At 65.9% G+C, this 20443-nt stretch carries 16 protein-coding genes; 4 read left to right on the top strand and 12 right to left on the bottom strand.

The window, feature by feature from the left end; all coding sequences use genetic code 11:
- The first annotated feature begins 486 nt into the window (after positions 1-486).
- On the top strand, positions 487-750 hold the full coding sequence (locus O3684_RS08445) for a hypothetical protein (RefSeq protein WP_500066301.1): 264 nt from the start codon (positions 487-489) through the stop codon (positions 748-750).
- A 1211-nt stretch (positions 751-1961) separates the two neighbouring features.
- Here the strand turns inward: O3684_RS08445 and fbaA are convergent.
- Both fbaA and O3684_RS08455 read right to left on the bottom strand, forming a co-directional pair.
- Positions 1962-2987 (bottom strand): class II fructose-bisphosphate aldolase, encoded by a 1026-nt coding sequence (fbaA, locus tag O3684_RS08450; RefSeq protein WP_048675036.1) that lies wholly within the window; start codon positions 2985-2987, stop codon positions 1962-1964.
- Positions 2988-3215: 228 nt separating this feature from the next.
- Positions 3216-3947 (bottom strand): TrmH family RNA methyltransferase, encoded by a 732-nt coding sequence (locus tag O3684_RS08455; RefSeq protein WP_500066302.1) that lies wholly within the window; start codon positions 3945-3947, stop codon positions 3216-3218.
- Between O3684_RS08455 and O3684_RS08460 the strand changes: the two genes are divergently transcribed.
- Together O3684_RS08460 and pyrE are read left to right on the top strand one after the other, a co-directional pair.
- On the top strand, positions 3946-4767 hold the full coding sequence (locus tag O3684_RS08460) for an HAD-IIA family hydrolase (RefSeq protein WP_500066304.1): 822 nt from the start codon (positions 3946-3948) through the stop codon (positions 4765-4767). The genes O3684_RS08455 and O3684_RS08460 overlap by 2 nt on opposite strands.
- Before the next feature lie 26 nt (positions 4768-4793).
- On the top strand, positions 4794-5363 hold the full coding sequence (gene pyrE, locus O3684_RS08465; RefSeq protein WP_016460422.1) for an orotate phosphoribosyltransferase: 570 nt from the start codon (positions 4794-4796) through the stop codon (positions 5361-5363).
- 78 nt (positions 5364-5441) lie between these two features.
- Here pyrE and O3684_RS08470 read toward each other — a convergent pair whose 3' ends face one another.
- Entirely contained in the window at positions 5442-6230 is a 789-nt protein-coding gene (locus O3684_RS08470; RefSeq protein WP_500066306.1) for an SDR family NAD(P)-dependent oxidoreductase, read from the bottom strand.
- Positions 6231-6311: 81 nt separating this feature from the next.
- Positions 6312-9281, bottom strand: coding sequence for a choice-of-anchor M domain-containing protein (locus tag O3684_RS08475; RefSeq protein ID WP_500066308.1), 2970 nt, complete (start codon positions 9279-9281; stop codon positions 6312-6314).
- A 139-nt stretch (positions 9282-9420) separates the two neighbouring features.
- On the opposite strand from O3684_RS08475, the gene O3684_RS08480 reads away from it, so the two are divergent.
- A complete protein-coding gene (locus O3684_RS08480) occupies positions 9421-10236 on the top strand; it encodes an exodeoxyribonuclease III (protein WP_500066309.1) in 816 nt (271 codons plus the stop codon).
- A 78-nt stretch (positions 10237-10314) separates the two neighbouring features.
- Here the strand turns inward: O3684_RS08480 and O3684_RS08485 are convergent, their stop codons facing one another.
- The 8 genes from O3684_RS08485 to O3684_RS08520 all read right to left on the bottom strand — a co-directional run bounded on the left by O3684_RS08485 (position 10315) and on the right by O3684_RS08520 (position 20026).
- Positions 10315-11118, bottom strand: a complete 804-nt coding sequence (locus O3684_RS08485) for a serine hydrolase domain-containing protein (protein ID WP_500066311.1) — start codon at positions 11116-11118, stop codon at positions 10315-10317.
- The gene (locus O3684_RS08490; RefSeq protein WP_500063609.1) at positions 11115-11894 is read right to left on the bottom strand and encodes a TetR family transcriptional regulator; all 780 of its coding nucleotides are present in this window, start codon (positions 11892-11894) and stop codon (positions 11115-11117) included. Before O3684_RS08490 ends, O3684_RS08485 begins: the two co-directional genes overlap by 4 nt.
- Before the next feature lie 75 nt (positions 11895-11969).
- Complete coding sequence (gene clpB, locus O3684_RS08495) at positions 11970-14582, bottom strand: ATP-dependent chaperone ClpB (RefSeq protein WP_500066313.1); 2613 nt, start codon at positions 14580-14582, stop codon at positions 11970-11972.
- 120 nt (positions 14583-14702) lie between these two features.
- Entirely contained in the window at positions 14703-15365 is a 663-nt protein-coding gene (locus O3684_RS08500) for a type III secretion system chaperone family protein (protein WP_500066315.1), read from the bottom strand.
- 344 nt (positions 15366-15709) lie between these two features.
- A complete protein-coding gene (locus tag O3684_RS08505; RefSeq protein ID WP_500066317.1) occupies positions 15710-17131 on the bottom strand; it encodes a DUF418 domain-containing protein in 1422 nt (473 codons plus the stop codon).
- An 88-nt stretch (positions 17132-17219) separates the two neighbouring features.
- Positions 17220-17903, bottom strand: a complete 684-nt coding sequence (locus tag O3684_RS08510; RefSeq protein WP_500066318.1) for a hypothetical protein — start codon at positions 17901-17903, stop codon at positions 17220-17222.
- 72 nt (positions 17904-17975) lie between these two features.
- On the bottom strand, positions 17976-18719 hold the full coding sequence (locus tag O3684_RS08515) for a type 1 glutamine amidotransferase (protein ID WP_500066319.1): 744 nt from the start codon (positions 18717-18719) through the stop codon (positions 17976-17978).
- Positions 18716-20026: a Mur ligase family protein gene (locus O3684_RS08520; RefSeq protein WP_500066321.1), complete on the bottom strand. Its 1311-nt coding sequence runs from the start codon at positions 20024-20026 to the stop codon at positions 18716-18718. Before O3684_RS08520 ends, O3684_RS08515 begins: the two co-directional genes overlap by 4 nt.
- Positions 20027-20443: the final 417 nt, after the last annotated feature.

Genomic DNA, 20443 nt, shown 5'->3' on the forward strand with positions numbered 1-20443 from the left:
GTGCGCTGATCCACCATCGGCATCCTGCTCCACCATCAATACCGCTCTCCACCGTTACGCCCGCCTCCCCCACAAAAGTCGCACGTAATTTAATCCGGTTACTTTTTAAGATAGCTAGAAAACGTTGCAATTCCAACGACGCTATTTCACATGTTTAAGTAGTCGCGGGGGAATTACGTGCGACATTGGTGGGAAACCATCATGTGTCGCGACCTGGCTTCCCGGCGTTACAAGCACCACTAGAATCTAGCAGAACCTTGCTAGAACCCAGAGCAAAAAAGCCACCGAAACCCTACACACGACGTAGCCACCTAGTTATACTTAAATATGGAACGCATAGAGAAATGCTCCCTCCTCGTGAGGGTTGGGGCCACTCTGAGCAGCCTCGTTCTTCTCGGCGTGTCAGGACTGGCCTACCTTTTGGTCGCCGACGTTTATGACACGTACCCGCAACTCGCCTATCGCGCTGTCTTTACTGTCCTCGGCGTGCTTATCCCACTCCCGCTCGCTTTCTTCTTCGGGTTTGTCGCACTTCGCATCCGCACTCTGTCGCTACAGCAGCTGATGACGAGCGCAGCGAGATGCATGTGGAGCTTCTTCGGTCTCTTCCTGCTGACCTGGTTGCTTGAGGGACTCCTCATAGGAGAGGCACCCGGCCCCTTTATGTACGTGTGCGTCGGCACGCTCATCCTGTCGGCAACAATCGCGCGCCTCCTCATGCTCGGCGCACGCGCCGCGAATCCCGCATAGGACCAGGCCGGGCTACACACAAACGACAAGCCCCGACCGATAGGAGGCCGCCGCGGGGCCTGCGGGGCCTGGCCGCGGTGCCGGTGGGCGGCGGCGGGGCCTGGCCGGGCTTCGAGATCGACCACTCCGAGCCGCCAGGCTCGCGTGTGGCGATCTCGCGGGCGGGCCGCCGCCCACCGGCACATACAGCGGCCCGGCCCAACAAAACAGGCCACGCGGCGGCCGGAAATCTGTCGGGGCAACAAGCAACGCCAGACAATGAATCCGCCAAAGTGCAGACCCATTCAGCCAAAACCGTCGTTTTTGGGTGCCTTTCACCCAATGGGTCTGCACTTTGGCCGCAACAACGCTCCAGACCGCGACCTCATCGCCACCAATCGGGGGATTTGCACTACACGAGCGTCCGACACGCCGGTGACACGCCGCCAGCAGGCTTCGTGTAGTGCAAAACCCCCACGGCCAACTGATCAAAGATCATTGCAACGCCCACAACACCTGAATCCAGCTCAAGCGAGTCCAGGGGCCCCACCAGCGACCACCTGCGCGAAGCTACTCTCCACACGCGGATAGGTTGCGACGATGCGGATAGGTTATTGACATGCGGATAGGTTAATAAGCTATCCGCATGCTCATAACCTATCCATATCGCAATAACCTATCCGCGTACGCAGCCGGTTTGGTCGATAGGCAGATCCGAGAGGGACAGGTTGGCCCGCTCACGGTACCGACGGATGGCAGCGGGGCCAGTACGAAACATAAGTCGCATGCAATTCAAAAACACAAGTGACATAACACTGCAAACTGACACAAATCGACACGATAACGGAGGGGAATTGCATGCGAAATTGATGAGCAGCGACAGGGCGGGCTTCGAGACGCGGTGCCTGCGGGGCCAGGCCGCGGCGGCGGGGCCAGGCCGCGGCGGCGGGGCCTGGCCGCGGTGCCGGTGGGCGGTGGCGGGGCCAGGCTGCGGCACCCGTGGGCGGCGGCGGGGCCTGGCCGGACAACGAGTCGACGCGCCGAGCGAAGCTCGCGGCGCGGACGGCGAGCGGGCGGGCCGCCGCCCACGGGTGCATCAAGCAGCCCTGCCCAGCAAGGCAGCCCTCCGGCGCCCGGAATAGCAGCGGGGCCGCGACAACACGAAGCCGCCCGGCCCCACAGGGGCCGGGCGGCTCACGCATCAGGCCGCTAGGCGGCTCTCAGCGATTGTTTCAGCGCATCTGGGTGCCGTCGGAGCCCAGGCGCTGGCAGGCCTCGACGACGCGGGCGGCCATGCCGGCCTCGGCCGACTTGCCCCACGTGCGCGGGTCGTACTGCTTCTTCACGCCGACCTCGCCGTCGATCTTGAGGACGCCGTCGTAGTTGCGCATCATGTGGTCCACGACGGGGCGGGTGAACGCGTACTGCGTGTCGGTGTCGACGTTCATCTTGATGACGCCGTTGGCGACAGCGGTGGCGATTTCCTCGGCGGTGGAGCCGGAGCCGCCGTGCATGACCAGGTCGAAGGGACGGTGGTCGAGGCCGAAGTGCTCAGCGACCTCCTTCTGGATGGTGCCGAGCAGCTCGGGACGCAGCTTCACGTGGCCGGGCTTGTAGGCGCCGTGCACGTTGCCGAAGGTCAGAGCGGTGATGTAGCGGCCCTTCTCGCCGAGACCCAGGGCCTCAACGGTCTTGATGCCGTCTGCGGTGGAGGTGTAGAGCTTCTCGTTGATCTCGCCAACGACGCCGTCTTCCTCGCCACCAACAGCGCCGACCTCGATCTCGAGGATGGTGTTGGCCTTGACGGACATGGCGAGCAGTTCCTTGGCGATCTCGAGGTTCTCGTCGAGCGGAATCGCGGAACCGTCCCACATGTGGGACTGGAAGGTGGGCAGCTTGCCGTCGGCAACCTGGCCGGCCTCGATCTCGAGGAGGGGGCGGACCCAGGAGTCGATGTTCTGCTTGGCGCAGTGGTCGGTGTGCAGGGCCACGGTGATGCCGTAGTTCTTGGCAACCTCGTAGGCGTAGGCGGCGAGGGCCAGCGAGCCGGTGACGCGGTTCTTGATGGTGGAGCCGGAGCCGTACTCGGCGCCGCCGACGGAGATCTGGATGATGCCGTCGGACTCGGCCTCGGCGAAGCCCTGGAGGGCGGCGGTGATGGTCTGGGACGAGGTCACGTTAATCGCGGGGTAGGCGAACTTGCCATCCCGTGCGCGATTCAGCATCTCTGCATAGACCTCAGGGGTTGCGATAGGCACTTGGAGCCTCCTAATCGAGTGACAGTTTTGTCGTGTTCGATTCTCTCACATTTTGCACGAGCGGGGAGGGGATGGAAGTCCCGTTCGGACAGGGACTGTTCATCGCGCCGGGCTGTGTGGTAGGCGTGTCGTGAGGCCGGGGTTGCGCGCGTGCGTGGATGGTGACGAGCTCGTTTGACGAGGCGGGGGTTGGGTCGCCGGGGTCGGAACGATCGGCGGGTGGCGGGTTCAGGAGTCGGCGTTGTCGGCGAGGCGCGACGCGTGCGCCCACATAACGATCGCAGCGGCGTGTCCAACGTTCATGGACCGGGTCGAACCACGCTGAGTAATGGCGACAACAATGTCGCACGCGGCGCGCATCTCCTCGCTCAAACCGGAGGCTTCAGACCCAAAGACGAGGCATGCGCGCTCGGGCAGCACCGCACTTTCGAGCGCGACGGACCCCTCGACATTGTCAACGCCGACGAGGAAGAGCCCCTCGCGCGCACAGTGCTCAACGAGCTCGCTGACCTGGGCGCGATGATCCACCGGCAGGTAGCGGTCGGTGACCATCGCGCCACGCCGGTTCCATCGCTTGCGCCCCACCACGTGCACGCGGCGCGCACCCATCGCATTCGCCGTGCGCACGATCGACCCGATGTTGAAGTCGTGATCGAGGTTCTCCACGGCCACCTCGAAAGGCAGCGAGCGGGCGGCGATGTCCGCTCGGATCGCGTCCATCGTCCAGTAGCGGTAGCGGTCCTCGACGTTGCGCCGATCCCCCATCCGCAGGAGTTCCGGGTCGTAGTGCTCCCCGACCGGCCAGGCCCCCTCCCCGCCCGGCCACGGACCGACGCCGACCTGCGCACACGCCTGCGCCCCAGCCTCGTCGTTCCCGCACGCGCCATCACGCGCGATGTCACACCCGTTTTCGAACTCGTTCACGGATCCCACCCTAGCGGCACCGTAGAATGGAGGCATGACTGCCCTGACGCACAAACCCACTCCCCTGACCGATCTGCCGCCCGTGACCGCGTGGCTCTCCGACATGGATGGGGTCCTGGTCAAGGAGAATCGAGCGCTTCCGGGCGCGAACGAGTTCCTCGCCGCTCTTCGCGAGAAGAACATCCCCTTCCTGGTCCTCACCAACAACTCCGTGTTCACGAACCGTGACCTGTCCGCGCGCCTGGCGAACTCGGGCCTCGACATCCCGGAAGAGAACATCTGGACGTCCGCGAACGCCACGGCCGCGTTCCTGCACCAGCAATCCCCCGGCTCGACCGCGTACGTCATCGGCGAGGCCGGCCTGACCACCGCGATCCACTCCGCGGGCTACGTCATGACGGAGATCGATCCTGAGTTCGTGGTGCTCGGCGAGGTGCGCTCCTACGACTTCCACGCACTGACCCACGCGATTCGCCTCATCGAGGGCGGCGCGAAGTTCATCGCCACCAACCCCGACGTGTCGGGCCCCTCCGACGAGGGCACACTGCCCGCGTGCGGCGCCATCGCGGCGATGATCACGGCGGCGACCGGGAAGAAGCCCTACTTCGTCGGCAAGCCGAACCCCGTCATGATCCGCGCAGGTCTGAACAAGATCGGCGCGCACTCCGAAAGCGCCGCGATGGTCGGCGACCGCATGGACACGGACGTGCGCGCGGGCGTCGAGGCCGGCCTGCGCACCCACCTCGTCCTGTCGGGCTCTACCACCCGCGAGGACGTCAGCACATACCCGTTCCGCCCCTTCGGCATCCACGAGGGCATCGGCGATCTCATCGAGCTCGTCGAGGCGGCGCACTGACCCACACCGATTCGGAAGGAACACCCATGACCAACGATTCCCACAAGGCGCGCCTGGCTGCCCTCGTCCAGGAGCTGTCCGTCATCCACGAGAAGGTCATCCTGGCCTCGGGCCGCGAGTCCGACTTCTACGTCGACATGCGCCGTTCGACCCTGCACCACGAGGCGGCTCCCCTCATCGGCCACGTCATGCTGGATCTCCTGGAGGAGTCCGGTTTCTCGGTGGGCGAGGAGTACGTGGCCGTCGGCGGCCTGACGATGGGCGCGGACCCTGTCGCGACCGCGATGCTGCACGCCGCCGCGTCGCGCGGCCTGGACCTGGATGCGTTCGTCGTGCGTAAGGCCGCGAAGGATCACGGCATGAAGCGCCGCATCGAGGGCCCGGACGTCGTGGGCAAGAATGTCGTCGTCCTTGAGGACACGTCGACGACCGGTGGTTCCCCGCTGGAGGCTGCTCTCGCTCTGCGCGAGGCCGGCGCGAACGTCGTTGCCGTCGCCGTGATCGTCGACCGTGCGACGGGCGCGAAGGAACGCATCGAGGCCGAGGGCTTCCCGTACTTCTACGCGCTGGGCCTGGAGGATATCGGCCTGGCCTGATTCTTTGCTCTCAGACGACGAGGCCGGGGCTGGGTTCTGTGCGAACCTGGCCCCGGCCTCGTTGTCGTCTGCGCGCCCTCACATGTGGGGGACGGAACGCATGGCGCGCGCGGTCACCCAGCGCGGGGCGAGCTTCATGGCACCCATGGCGACCTTGTAGGGGATGGTCGGGGTGACGTGGACGCGTCCCGCGCGCACGGCGTCGAGGGCCTCCGTGACGACCTGTTCGGGGCTGGCCATCAGCCAGGAGGGGGTCGCGCGCATGTCGACGCCTGCCCGCTCGAAGAAGGGGGTGTCGACGGGGCCGGGGCACACGACGGTCGCCGTGATGCCGGAACCCTTAAGCTCGGCGGCGAGGCCCTCAGTGAAGGCGACGACCCAGGCCTTGTGGGCGGAGTAGGTGCCCGCGCCCGTGCGCGAGGCGACGGAGCCGACGTTGAGGATCGCGCCGCGTCCGCGCGAACGCATGGAGATGCCGGCGTGGTGGGTGAGCGTCATGACGGCGCGAACCATGACGTTCAGGCCGTTGATCTCGTTCTCGAGGCTGTTGTCCAGGAAGTCGGTTCCCAGGCCGAATCCGGCGTTGTTGACGAGGAGGTCGACGGGTGCCAGGTCCGGCTTGTCTCGGTCGGCGGGTCCACCCACGTCCAGGCGGGCGGCGACGCGCGCGCAGCCCTCGTCAGTCGCCAGGTCAGCCGCGATTACCTCGGCGCGCACGCCCGCGACGTTGGCGAGCGAGTCCGCGAGCGCACGCAGCGCATCCTCTCGGCGCGCGATCAGCACCAGGTCGTGGCCTGCGGCGGCCAGCTGCCAACAGAATTCTTCACCAATGCCGGAGGTTGCTCCGGTGACTAGCGCTGTTCCCATGGGGGAAGTCTAGCGCCGCATCGTTTCGGCAGCACGAAGCCGGGGCGGGAACGCTCTCGCGTCCCGCCCCGGCTGGGTGCGTCATCGGGTGCGGATCAGGTATCCGGCTCCGCCGCCGGCGAGCGCTGCCGGGATGACGAGGAGGACGAGCCAGTAGGGGCTCCATCCGCCCGAGCGACCGGAGTCCGCAGCCGCGGCGACCGGCAGGGATGCGGCCGCGTTGGCCGTCCCATTGTCGGTCGCGTGTGCGCCACCGCTCTGCGCGGTATCTCCACTCTGCGCGCCGCTCTGGGGTGCGGCTGACGGGCTTGCGGACGGGCTTGCGGACGGGCTTGCGGACGGGCTTGCGGACGGCGCGGGCACCGCCTTCGGTGCGCTCACGGGCACCGAGCTGGTCGCGCCGGTTGTCCCACTTGCCGCTCCGTTACTGCGGGCCGCCGGAGCTGCGCTCACGGTGCCACCCGTGGCTGCGGGGCCCGACGTGCGAGTCGCGCCGGACGAGGCCGGGGTTCCAGCGTTGCCAGAAGGCGCGGACGGTGCGGGCACTCGTACCGGACCACCGGAGGGGGCTGGTGCCGGGAAGGGCGTCGGCATGGGTGCCGGTGCGGGAGCCGGATCAGCACTCGGTGCGGGTGCAGGTGCCGGGTCTGCGGTCGGTTCGGGAGCCGGGTCCGTGGTCGGCGCGGGCGCGGGGTCCGCCGTCGGCTCGGGAGCCGGTGCAGGCGCAGGGTCGACGCTCGGCGCCGGAGCGGGATCCACAGTCGGCGCAGGTGCGGGATCTACGGTCGGAGCAGGTGCTGGCTCGGGTGTGGGCGCAGGTCCGGGTGACGGCGTCGGGACGGGCTCCTCGTCCACCGGCGCGGGCCGCTCGTCGCGATGGCCGGAGCGCACGATCACGGTGAAGGACTGGGGTTCGACGAGGCTGCGCTCGCCGCTGCGCGCGCCGACCTCGATGCGGTAGGTGCCCGGCGCACTGAAAACCCAGTTCCCGTGCATGTGCGTCGCTTCGGTCGTGTGGACGACGCCATCGCCCTTGGACGAGTCGAAGTGGACCTTGGCGCCCGCACCGAAGGTGCCTCCCTGGAAGAAGGCGACGCGCGCGCCCTCGGGAGCCTGCGCGAGGTGCAGGGTCAGGTCGGCGCCGTCGGGCAGCGCCGCGTAGTCGATGCCTTCGGTGGACAGGCCGGGCCACACGATGTCGCTGTTCTGCGTCTCCGGCAGCACGTAGGTGGCTGTTCCCACCGGGCCGAGCACGTCGTAGCTTGGATCCGACAGGGACGCGGGGCGCACGAAGCGCGCGTTGGGGGCCACCGCGAGGGTCGTGGAGCCGACCGTGCGCAGCACGGAGGTACGCGCATTCGTCAGGGAGTCATCCTTGACGGCCAGGCCGTAGGTCAGACCGTTCTCACCGCTCGCCTGGGTCAGGCGCACGTCCAGGTGTCCGCGCGCGATCTCCACGGGGTCGCTCAGCAGGGACGAGGCCGGGTCCGGGGTCGCGTCGTTTCCGCCGTTATCGGGGGCGGGGTCGGGGGTCGGGTTCGGAGCGGGCTCCGGTTCCTCGGGGGCGGCGACGCCGTCACGCATCTTCAGCATGGCGGTGAGGCCGACGTGAGAGACGACCGTGACATCGGAGGCTTCAGCGACGGTCATGACCGCGTCCGAGAGCGGGTGGGGGCGCAGGGTGACGCGCATGAACATGGGGTCGGACTGGCACACACCGAGGTCCTGCGTCTTCATGTCCATGCCGCCCGCACCCAGGGTGCCTTCCATGGAGCACCAGGGGCTGAAATCCCACTTGGACTCGAGGAACTCGATCTTGTAGGTGGCGCGCAGGTTCGGGTCTGCCGCGCGCACGGTGGCGGTGTACTGATCGGTCGAGCCGGGGACGAGGTCGTAGGAGACCTCGACGCGACGCGAGGAGATCGGCAGGCGGTCGGGGTTCCACACGGGGGCCGGATCCGGGTTGGAGGGCCCGAGGATCGTATCGGTTCCGCCCACGGTGACGGGCTCGGTGTCCTTCTGAGAGTACTGAACGGTCTGCGAGATCCAACGCGCCGAGGCGGAGTCACCGGGGACGTAGATGGCCTGAACGGCCGCAGTATCGGCACCCAGCAGCTCGGAGACGGTGGCTCGGCCACCTTCAACAGGAACCTCGGTCAGGAAGTAGCCGTTGACGGTGATCCACGCGCGACCCGTATCGGTGGCAACGCCCGTGTCGAGCGTGATGTCGGTGAGGTGGTTATCACCGGGGTGCTCGCGCTCGGCGTGATGGGAGACGGTCAGCGTCGGGGTGGCAGCGTTGCCGTCGGTGCGCTCCGCGCGTGCGGCGTTGTACGCCGACTCGATGTCCTTGATGGTGCCGTCGGCGGGGTTTGCGCCGCCAACCTGCCAGACCAGCGGCGTGATCGGCGAGGAGTAGATAGCGGTACCGTCTGCGCTGCGCGCGGTCATCTTGTAGTTCGCGACGTAGCGACCCGGCTGCGTGAAGGTCGTGTACAGGTGCGTGTGGCGCGGGTTGTAGACGCTGCGGTAGGCGATGTCGTGGCTGGAGAGGAAGCGGTTCACGCTGTCGCCGTTGTCGATGAACATCTCCATGCGACCCGGACCGTCGACGCTGATGAGGTCGAGCGTGTAGGTCTCGCCCTCGAATTTGTCGGTGTCGCCGATCTCGCCCGCGCCGAGGCCCGCCCAGATGGGCGTGTTGCCGGGGCCGGGATTCTGGGGAGCGGCGTTCAGGACGGTGCCCTCGGTGCCGAGGAAGGACAGGTCAGGACGCTTCGCGGGAACGACGAGCTGCGACTTGGCCTCGTCTTTGTCGCCGGTGCCGGTCCACGCCTTGGGGATCCATAGCGCGGTCTTTTCCATCGGCATGTTGATGGTGTTGAGCGAGAAGCTGTTGGTGTCGTCGTGCCAGACGGGGATGGGTGCATCGACGTGTTGTCCGGTGACGATCCATTCCTTGTCCTGGTCGGGACCGGCCCACGCGGCGGCCGGTGTGAGCGCCAGGAAGAGGGCGAGCGCAGCGGTGCTGATGCGTCGCAGGTGTGACATTCGGGTGCCTTTTCTAGCTATGTTGTAGGTGAGAATCATTATCACTCTAAATAAGGCCTCACACAACTCACACCCATCGCGCATGTTTCACGCGTGTTTCACACAGCCACTCCCCCGCCCCACCGATAGGCTCAACCCCATGAGATTCGCGACCTGGAACGTCAACTCCATCCGCACGCGCGTCGACCGCGTCATCGCTTTCCTCCAGCGCTCGGACACAGATGTGCTCGCCATGCAGGAAATCAAGTGCCGCCCCGACCAATTCCCCATCGAGCCTTTCGAGGAAGCGGGCTACCACGTCGCAATCCACGGACTCAACCAGTGGAACGGCGTCGCCGTGGCCTCGCGCCTGCCGATTCTCGAGGTTCGCGACCACTTCCCCACCCAGCCCGCCTTCGGTGAGCCACCAGTCGTCGAAGCCCGCGCACTCGGCGTCACCATCGACACGACCGGCGTTCTCCCCGCCGAGGACGGGCAGGCCTCGTCGATGACGATCTGGAGCCTGTACGTGCCCAACGGCCGCGAGCTCACCCACCCGCACTACGCCTACAAGCTGACGTGGCTCGCGAACCTCGCCGAGCAGGGCCGCGGCTGGCTGGAGGACCCCACGGCCCGCATCGCCCTCGTCGGCGACTGGAACGTGGCGCCCCTGGACGAGGACGTGTGGGACATGAGCGCCTTCGAGGGCGCCACGCACGTGTCAGCCCCCGAGCGCGAGGCCTTCGCCGCCTTCGCCGCGGACGGCTGGGTCGAGGTCACGCGAGACCGCGTCACGAACTACACCTACTGGGACTACAAGAAGCTGCGCTTCCCCAAGAACGAGGGCATGCGCATCGACTTCGCGTACTGCTCGCCGGCGCTGGCCGCGCGCGTCAGCGGCGCGCAGATCGACCGCGACGAACGCAAGGGGAAGGGCGCCTCGGACCACGTGCCCGTCATCGTCGACGTCGACTAAGAGAGACAACGAGGCCGGGGGACAGTCCCGGCGCGAGTCGAGGCCTGGGTCGGTGCCCAGGCCTCGTCGCGTATTGGCTTAAGCGTGCTCGCGCGCGAGGCACAGCAGCTGCGAGTTAAGCACCGACCAGTTGTCGTGGTGCCAGGGCCCGAAAGGCTCCGCGCCAACGAAGGCCGCGCTGGCGCCGAGGTCACGGTCCGCCCACACGAAGGAGCCGGACTGCCCGAAGTGCCCGATCGTGCGCGGAGAGGCGTCGGGAGCAGTCCAGTGCGGCGACTTCTCGCCGCGAATTTCGAGGCCGAGACCCCACGGGCAGGGAGTGAAGCGCCCGTAGCCGGGCACGACACCGGCGAGCGCGGGGAACTGCGACAACCCCGCGAGGGCCGCCAAGGGGCCGCTCACCAGGGTCGGGCGGGCAAGCTCGGCGCCAAAGAGGCTGACATCTGCCGCACTCGCAACGCCGGCATGGGCGGGACTGCCGGGAATATCCGCCGTCGTCATGCGAAGCGGCTCAAAGACCGTCTGGCGCACCCACTCACAGACGCCCACGCCGGTGGCCGCCTCGACCACCTCGCCGAGAATGTCGAAACCCTCGTTCGAGTAGATGCGGCGCTTCTCGGGAGCCGCAACAGGGCGGCGCCCCTCAAAGGGCAGGCCCGAGGCATGGGCCAGGAGGTGGCGAACCGTCGCCCCCTCGGGACCCGCGGGATCGTCGAGGGAGATCAGACCACGATCAACCGCGACCAGCACCGACCACGCGACGATCGGCTTAGTCACCGACGCGAGCGGGAACACACGATCAACGTCGCCGTGCGAATAGACGACGTCGCCCCCGACACGAAGGACGAGGGCGACATCGAAAGACGGCAGTGTGCCGATCACGCGGTGGCCTCCGGGGCCGCAACCTCGGCGGCCGCGGTGGTCTTTTCGCTGATCTTACGCAGCGTGCGCGCGTAGACCTCAGCAACCTCCTCGGGCACCGAAGCGCCGAGCTTGAGGACGTAGTGCGCGGGCAGGTGCAGGAGCTGCACGCACACGGCCAGGAAGTCCGCGACGAACTCGCGAGCGTCGATCGGCTCATCGTTGTAACGAGCCGAAACGACCGAGCCGTACCAGTAGCGGATGAGGATCTTCGCCAGGGTACGAGGCGTGGTGCCGATGTCGGCACCCTCCTCCTCGACGAAGTTCTGGATCATCGCAGTGAGGGCTTCCTCCATCTGCTGCGTGCGGTACTTGTAGTGGGCGTGCGCCGGGTGCGTCTCCGAAGAGGACTCGGCCCACAGGACACAGTCCAGAGCGATGGCCGCGTCAGCGCCGGGCTTCATGGCGAAGCGCATCTCGCCGACCGCCCAGTCAACAAACGAGCCGGCGGTGATGCCGCCCTCGTCGAAGCCACCTTCCGATTCCTCGTTAATGGTGACGTCGAAGAGAGCGTTCATCTCCTCGTGACGCTGGATCGCACTGCGCAGGATCGCTTCCTTGGACGGGAAGTGATAGACGACGGCGGGGTGCGAAATACCGACTCGACGGCCGAGGTCGCGCAGAGAAAAGCCGTTGTAGCCTCGCTCTGCGATCAAAACCATCGCTGCCGAGAGGATGGATTCACGCGTCGCCTGTCCTACGGAGTAGGCGCCACGGGCCTTCCTCTGGGTTGTCATATCATCTCCTGCTGTTGCAGACGCCACATACCGCGCGTCCAAAATACACACTGGTAGTCAGTGTACCGCGCAATCTCAGGGTTTATCAACATTCATGACAAGCCCGTCGATGGAGTCGTTAATGTCAACTGTCACATTCTGACCATCTTGAACGTCTCCCCCGAGCAGCAGAACAGCCAGTCGATCACCGATCTCCCGCTGAATCAGGCGACGCAGCGGACGGGCGCCGAATGCCGGATCATAGCCCACGCGAGCGAGCCATCCGCGGGCCGGTTCGGTTACTGTCAAACCGATGCGACGCTCACGGAGACGAGACTCCAGCGACGCAACGAGCAGATCGACGATCTCACCCAGATTTTCGCGGGTAAGCGCGTCAAACATGACCGTCTCATCCAGCCTATTGAGGAACTCCGGCCGGAACGCCGAGCGAACAACAGACATGACAGACTCCCGCTTTCCTTCGGATGTCAAGTCGGGGTCCGACAGGAACTGCGAACCGAGGTTCGATGTGAGGATCAGGATGGTGTTTCGGAAGTCCACCGTCCGCCCCTGCCCGTCCGTGAGACGTCCATCATCCAACACCTGCAGAAGAATGTCGAAAATCTCAGGATCAGCCTTCTCAACTTCGTCCAGAAGGACGACAGAATACGGACGCCGACGCACAGCCTCGGTCAGCTGACCGCCCTGCTCGTAGCCCACGTACCCCGGAGGGGCACCGACGAGGCGCGCAACCGAATGCTTCTCGGAGTACTCCGACATGTCAATGCGCACCATGGCGCGCTCGTCATCGAAGAGGAACTCCGCGAGCGCCTTCGCCAGTTCAGTCTTGCCCACACCCGTCGGGCCGAGGAACAGGAACGAACCGGTCGGACGGTTGGGATCGGACAGCCCCGCGCGCGAACGACGGACCGCGTCCGACACCGCTCGCACGGCGTCTTTCTGACCAATGAGGCGTTTTCCGAGCTCGTCCTCCATGTGCAGAAGCTTGTCGGTCTCAGTTTGCAGGAGCTTACCCGTCGGAATTCCGGTCCACGCTTCGATCACCTCGGCGATTTCTGCGGGGCCGACCTTCTCGGCGATCATCGGCTCCTCATCGCCACGAGCATCCTGGGCCTCAGCCTGCGCTTCGGCCTCGGCGATCTGGCGCTCAACCGCGGGAATCTCGCCGTTCTGGAGGCGGCCAGCCTCTTCCCAGCGCCCCTCGCGCACGGCCAGATCGAGCTGAGTGCGCAGCGTATCGAGCTGAACACGCAGGTCACCGACGCGGTTGTGACCGGCCTTCTCGGCCTCCCAGCGCGCAGTGAGCGCACGCAGCGTCTCTTCACGGTCGGCCAGGTCAGCGCGCAGCTTGCTCAGACGATCCTGGGTGGCCTCGTCGAGACCCTCCGGATCGGACTCGGTCAGGTAGGACTCCTCCATACGAAGGCGATCCACGCTACGGCGCAGCTCGTCGATCTCGACCGGCGAGGAGTCCAGCTCCATGCGCAGGCGAGAGGCGGCCTCGTCGATCAGGTCAATGGCCTTGTCGGGCAGCTGTCGGCCCGTGATGTAGCGGTTCGACAGGGTGGCAGCGGCGACGAGAGCACCGTCGGAGATCGTCACCTTGTGGTGCGCCTCGTACTTCGGGGCGATGCCACGCAGGATGGCGACGGTATCCTCGACCGAGGGCTCACCGACGAACACCTGCTGGAAGCGACGCTCCAGCGCGGGGTCCTTCTCGATGTTCTCGCGGTACTCGTCGAGCGTGGTCGCGCCGACCATGCGCAGTTCACCGCGGGCAAGCATGGGCTTGAGCATGTTGCCGGCATCCATTGCGCCCTCGGAGCCACCACCCGCGCCGACGACCGTGTGCAGCTCGTCGATGAAGGTGATGATCTGACCGTCGGAACGCTGAATTTCAGCGAGAACGGCCTTGAGGCGCTCCTCGAACTCACCGCGGTACTTCGCACCGGCGACCATCGACGAGACGTCGAGGGAGACCAGGCGCTTGTCGCGCAGGGACTCGGGGACATCGCCAGCGACAATGCGCTGGGCGAGGCCTTCGACGACGGCCGTCTTACCGACGCCAGGCTCACCGATCAGAACAGGGTTGTTCTTGGTGCGCCGGGACAGCACCTGGATGACGCGACGAATCTCGTTATCTCGCCCGATGACCGGGTCGAGCTTGCCTTCGCGGGCAACCTCCGTGAGGTCGCGGCCGTACTTGGACAGGGCCTCGAAGGATCCCTCGGGGTCGGCCGAGGTAATCGGGTCGGGGCGCAGCTGCGCGAGGGCCTGCGCAAGCGCGTCGGCGCTTGCCCCACCCTGGGTAAGGATTCGACCGGCCTCGGTCTGCGAGGCAGCCAGCGCGATGAGCAGGTGCTCGGTCGAGATGTACTGGTCACCGCCGGCCTCGGCGCGCTCTCCAGCGTCGCGAACGATCGCGAGCAGCGCGTTCGAGGGCTGCGCGTTTCCCGTGGACGCGCCCTGCGCGCTCGGCAGCGCCACGAGGGCGTTGCGGGTGCGCGCACCGATTGCGCGCACGTCGGCGCCAACAGCCTCGAGAAGGGAGAGCGCGATGCCTTCACGCTGCTCAATCAGAGCTTCGAGCAGGTGGATGGGCTCCACCTGCGGGTTACCGGCCGCACCTGCAGCCGCGAGCGCAGAGGAGACGGCCTCCTGCGCCTTTGTTGTCATTTCACGTGCCATGAAATTACTCCTCCAAATGGTTTGTCTGGTGGTGCCGATCCACTCGACGCCTTCTGACAGACACAACGAAGCCAAAGTTGAGTCTATTCCACTCAACTTCGAATCTCAGGAGGATGTGACTCAGTTCTCTGGAAGCCAGGCGGGGCCATCAAAGCCGCGCTGATGCCCACCGGATGGACCAGGCCCCTCGTCCCCATCGAGACCGTAGCGCTCCTCAAGCGCACGGAATAGCTGCAGGGTCGTCGCGAGCGCGCACATCACCTGCTGAACGAGCTGCGCATCCGTCGCACCATACTCGTAGTCAGCATTCACCTCGGCGACGACACGGTCACCCTCGTCCTGGTCAGCGACGTACGCCTTCGGCCAGAGGAACTCGCCGTGCCAGGCCTGCAGGAAATCACGCAGATCCTCGCCATATTCAATCGGCACAAGGCTCTTCATGAACGCAACGATCGACAGCACCTCACGAGAGTCACCGAGGAAGCGGAAGCAGAACAGATGCCCCTCCCACAAACCGCAGAGATCCCCGTCGTTATCGATACGCCACGTCCATCCCTCAGAGTCGAACAGGAGGCCCAAGCGCTCCTGCGTGATGGGGCGAACCATATCGAAACGATTGGCTTCAAACTCCGAATTACCCGTGACAATTCCTTCCGGAGGTGCTGCTTTGCTACCTCCCCATTGTTCCATATCAGAGGCGGTATCGTCCGGCAGATTGCGGCGGCGAGGCGTCTCCTCACCGTCGGCTCCTCCGTCGGCATCCGCCCGCCATAGCCAGCCCATGATGTTCCCCTATTCGTGCCGATGTTCATTGACGCGCCACTGCGTCGCTACAGACGGGGCGAGAGTGCGCCGACCGCCCCCCACGATGGTCTGCACATGCATTTCCATTGGCGCCTCCTCCGCTCACCTCATCGTGTTACCAGCACGTGTCTTGGTGCTTTCACAGTAGCGTAGAAACCGCGAAAAACCAATGCCCCCAAGGCTTTTGCGTTGCCGCCGAACGCCACCACTGCGACATCGCCGCACCATCGTCGCAGCTCACCCGGGGGGCATGGCGCAACTATTTTTCATTTGTATTCTTGATCACATTTGCGATTAGCTCTTGCAGAATGCAAAGGATTCTACTAAATAGACCAATTTGTATTGATTGAGCCCGGAGAATCCTCGGAAATCCTACGAGGCCCAGCGCCAGAAACCGGCGGCATCGATAAGGACGGTCCCGGGATTGCCACCCCCGGACCAACCGAGGCAGCTGGGAACGCGAGCGGCAGGGCGGGCAGCGGCAGCGGACGCGCGGTCTTGGCAACCAGCCAACGCAGCGCCCACTCCGCGGGACCACGAGAGGTTCCCCCGACCTCGGCGATCACACAACCGAACCCAATCAGCGCCCAGACCCCCAGAGCGATCAGGCCGGACACCGCCACACCCAGGACACGTACGCCGAACGCGCCAAGCACGCCGAACATAAAAATAAAGAGCAGCGTCTGTGACAGGTAGGCGGTCATCGAGCGTCGGCCGATCGCGCTCAGGAACGCGCACACCGAGCCGAGATTCTCGCGTGGCCCGCCTCCTACGAGCGCGAGCAGCGCCAGCCAGCCGCAGGCTCCCGCGACGCCGGAGGCATGGAAGAGCGGATACGACCAGGACGCCGACCCGGCAAAAGCCCAGTCCAGCTGCATGAGGGCGAAGGGAACGGCCCCCAGCGCGCCGATCAACAGGCCACCACACGCGATCCCTGCCAAGAGCGCACCACGCCCACGCGGATCCTGCAGGAGGCCCCAGCGCGCAACTCCCACGCCAATCATGACGCAGGGGACCACGAGCGCAGTCAGGACAGTCATCGGCGTCGCGATAAGCCAGGAGGCAAGCGATACCAGCGGATACCCCGCATCCAGCTGTACGGGATCGTGGAACTCAAACACCATCGGCTCGCGCCCCGCCATCGCCGCCATCGACCAAATCCCGAGCATGCTCAAGGAGGCGATGAAGGCGCCGATCAGTACGCGCAGCCACGGCCGCCGCATGACAATCACCTCGGCGAAAATGACCGCCACGAGACCGTACGCGCCGATAATGTCACCCGCGAAGAAGATCCCATGCACCAGGCCGAACGCCAGCATCCACCAGCCACGGCGACGAATCAGGCGCGCGGCCGCGCGGCGCGCACGACGCTCAACAGCGTCACGGACAATCTCCCGCTGGAGAGGATTCCACCCGGCGCTCAACTCGGGGGGAATCGCATCCATCGCGACGCGGCGCTCGCGCTCGATGGTGCGCGAGGCCATGATCGCCATACCGAAGCCGAACAGAATCGAAAACAGCGGATACGCGCGACGGTCTACGAACAGGGTTCGCACCAGGTACCACCACTGATCGGCGTCGTTCATGGCCGCCAGCGCCGCCTCACCCGCGTGCGGCGCGTCCGGAAAATAGCGCAGCCAGAAGGGCACATTTGCCAGCGCAATGAGCGCGAGCATGAAGCCGCGCGCGACGTCGGGGGCGGGGAAACGCACCTGACGTTCGCCCGTGAAAGACAGGGTGTGCATGACATCCTTCCTCGTGGTGGTGTCGGTGCAGCAAAGGGGCGAGGCCGGAGATCCTCCGGGGCCTCGCCCCCTCACGCGCGAACTGCTGTCATCCGATAGCCGACATCATCGCCTGCTGTTGAATCTCTCGGCGCCTGCCGTTGGCTTTCACCACGAGCACGATGCCGATGATCATGATGACCGTGCCGCCGACGCCGACGACCGTGGACCAAATGAGGCCGTTCGTCCCCGACTTGGTGACGTCACCGGCGCTGAAATCCATGCCCGCAATGTCGGCCCCCGCAGGCAGACCCTCACAGTCGATGCGGTAGGTACCCGCGGGCAGATCCGTGGCCGTGTAGTAGTTGTTGACCCCTGCGAACGTGTGCATATCGTAGACGTCGCCATCCGTGTCCGTCATCGTGCACGACGTTGCCTCGGCGTCACCGAGGAGGATCGTGTACTGTCCGTTGGCGCCAACCTCGACGGTCCCGCCATTGGTAACGCTGACGGCGTTCACATTCTCGGGCGTTTCCGTGTTGACGCCTGAGAAAGCGACCACAGCGAAGATGACCGGGGCGATGATCAGCATCATGAGCAGGCCGAGGACGATCATGATCGTGCCGGGAGCCCGACTGGGCAGCTTCATGATGGGCATGACCGCGGGGCCGCCGTAACCGGCACCCGGATAGGCACCCTGAGGAGGCATCGCGCCGTTCGCACCATCTTGTCCGTACTGCGGCCAGGGGGTGCCCTGCTCGCCGGGGACTCCGTAAGGCCTGGGGTTCGACATGAGGAAATCCTTCCTAGGAATTCGTTTGTGCCAGCATAGCAACGCAGGGGCTCAGCGCGGGCCCCGACGGCGTCATCGGGCCTCGTGAACGATGCGCAGGCGCTCGGCGCGCAGCTGGGCGACACCGGGGACCTCGAGAGGTTCTAGCGCAGACCCCGTGGCGCGCTGCAGCAGCAGGTCCGCCAGCTCAGGATTACGCGCGAGAGCGGGGCCGTGCATATAGGTCGCGATGATGGACCCCTGGACGGCGCCGTCGTAGCGCACCTCGGGTGGGGTCGTGCCGCGAGGCGTGCCGTTGCCGACGCCGGACAGGACGCGTCCCAGCGGGGCTGCATCGGGGCCGAGGACGGTACCGCCCCCGTGATTTTCAAAGCCCGTCAGAGTCTGCGTGAGGCCGTCGAGAACGGGCTCACAGACGAGCTCACCGATCGCACGGTGCCCCTGAGGCTCGGTCGTGATGTCGAGGACGCCCATGCCCGGCACGCGAGCGCCGCGCGCATCCTCGTACCAGTGGCCGAGGACCTGCAGGGATGCGCAGATCGCTAGGAGCGGGCGGCCCGCATCGAGGGCGCGGGCGAGGCCCGAGGTGCGGCGGAACTTGTCGGCAGCGAGCGCCTGAGCGGTGTCCTCGCCGCCGCCGAGCGTGTAGATGTCGAGGCTGTCAGGGATCTCCTCGGTGAGCCCAACGTGAATGACCTCGGCGTCGATGCCGCGCCTGCGGGCGCGTTCGGCGAGAATCAGCGCATTGCCGCTGTCACCGTAGGTACCCAGCACCTCGGGCATGAGGACGCCGATTCGCAGCGTGGAGGCGCTCATCGCGTGCCTTCCTTTCGATCGAGCAGGACCTTGAAGTCGCGCATGGCCGTGTAGTTGAGGAGTATCTCGACGCGGCCCGGCTCGCAGAGCGCCAAGGCATCCATGGGCAGCGGGACGAGGTCGCAGTGCACGCCCGCGTATTCGAGGCGCACAGCAAGGTCGGCACCGCGCTCACCGCAGGCGACAACGCGACGCCCCTCGCGCTTCACGGCGGAGAAGTCGACGTCCCACAGCCAGGAGAGGTCCTGGCCGTCGGGAACCTGGCCGTTGACGCCGATGACGACCTGGTCGACGCGCGGGTCGATCATCGTCATGGCTTCCTGCCATCCAGCCGGATTCTTCGCCAGCATCAGACGGGCGCGGCGCCCGTTGACGTCATGCACGGAGTAGCGTCCGGCGACCTCGGTGACGCCACTGACGGCGGCTGCCGCGACAGCCGGGTCGATACCCATGGCGACGGCTGCGGCGACCGCCTGCGCTGCGTTGCCGAGGTTCGCGCGCCCGGGAAGCAACAGGTTGAGGGGGACGCTGATGCCGTCCGGTCCGCGCAGCGTCGCACGCGGGCCTTCGGGGGAGAGCTCAACGTCCTCGAGCCACCATTGAGGCTGCGGACGGCTCGTCAGTTCCGGCAGTTCCTCCCCCTCGAATGCGGGGATCAGATGCCAGTCGTCACCGGAGCGGACGACACGCCCACCGCGCGGATACGCGGCAGAGTCACCACCCCATCCTCCTCCGGCCGCGACCCACACGACGTTCGGATTGTCGGCGGCGGCCGAGGCGATGAGGGGGTCATCGCAGTTCGCGACGACGACGGCGTCCGGATGAGCCGAGGCCCCCTCGCGCAGGCGACGCTCCACCGTTCCGATCTCCCCCACACGATCAAGCTGGTCGCGCGAGAGGTTGAGGTAGACGAAGACAGCCGGATCCACGTCGGCCGCAACGGCGGGCACGTGCATCTCGTCGACTTCGAGGGCGGCACGCGTCGCACCCTTGCCCTGCATGAGAGCCGTGAGGACGCCCGACGTCATGTTGTCGCCGTTGATGTTCGAGGCAACACGACCAGCGCTTTCGAGCGCCGCACGCACCATGCGCGTCGTCGTCGACTTGCCGTTCGTGCCGGTGACGATCACGGATGAACAAGGGGCGGCCAACTCCTTGAGGAGCTTCGGGGAGATACGCAGCGCGACCTCGCCGCCAATCATGCCGCCAGAACCGCGCCCAAGGGCCCGGGACGCGAAACGGGCAGCCCCGCCTGCAGCCATAGCCAGGCGAGAGCGCACCGACAGGTGATGCGAAGAATTCGTCATGTATCCACGTTAACGCATGCGGGGCGCTGGTCGCGTCGCCGACGCATATCGGTCTCCCCCACCAGGACGAGGCCGGGGACCACCGAGAGGGTGGCTGTCCTCGCGCGACACGCGGATGTGTCGCCGACCTGCACAGATAGTTACGCATTGCATACCGACGTTACATACGCCATTTCTGTGTGATGGCATCGATATTGCTCGGCGGTTAATTTCGACCGCTCAGCCGCCCGACAACACCGCCCGAGCAGCCCAAGATCTCAGCATTTTCAAGGAAAACACCTCATTATCGACAAACGCGCAGGTCAGAGCGCATTTCGCAAAAGATAGTGGCGAACAAGACGCACACATTTCACGCAAGCCCTGCACGTTTGTTCCAAGCGACGAACACCCCAAAAATCGACTACCGAAACCGGCTGT

It is taken from the genome of Pauljensenia sp. 20925_1_27 (genome assembly GCF_041432835.1).
In the GTDB taxonomy this organism is placed as follows: Bacteria; Actinomycetota; Actinomycetes; order Actinomycetales; family Actinomycetaceae; genus Pauljensenia.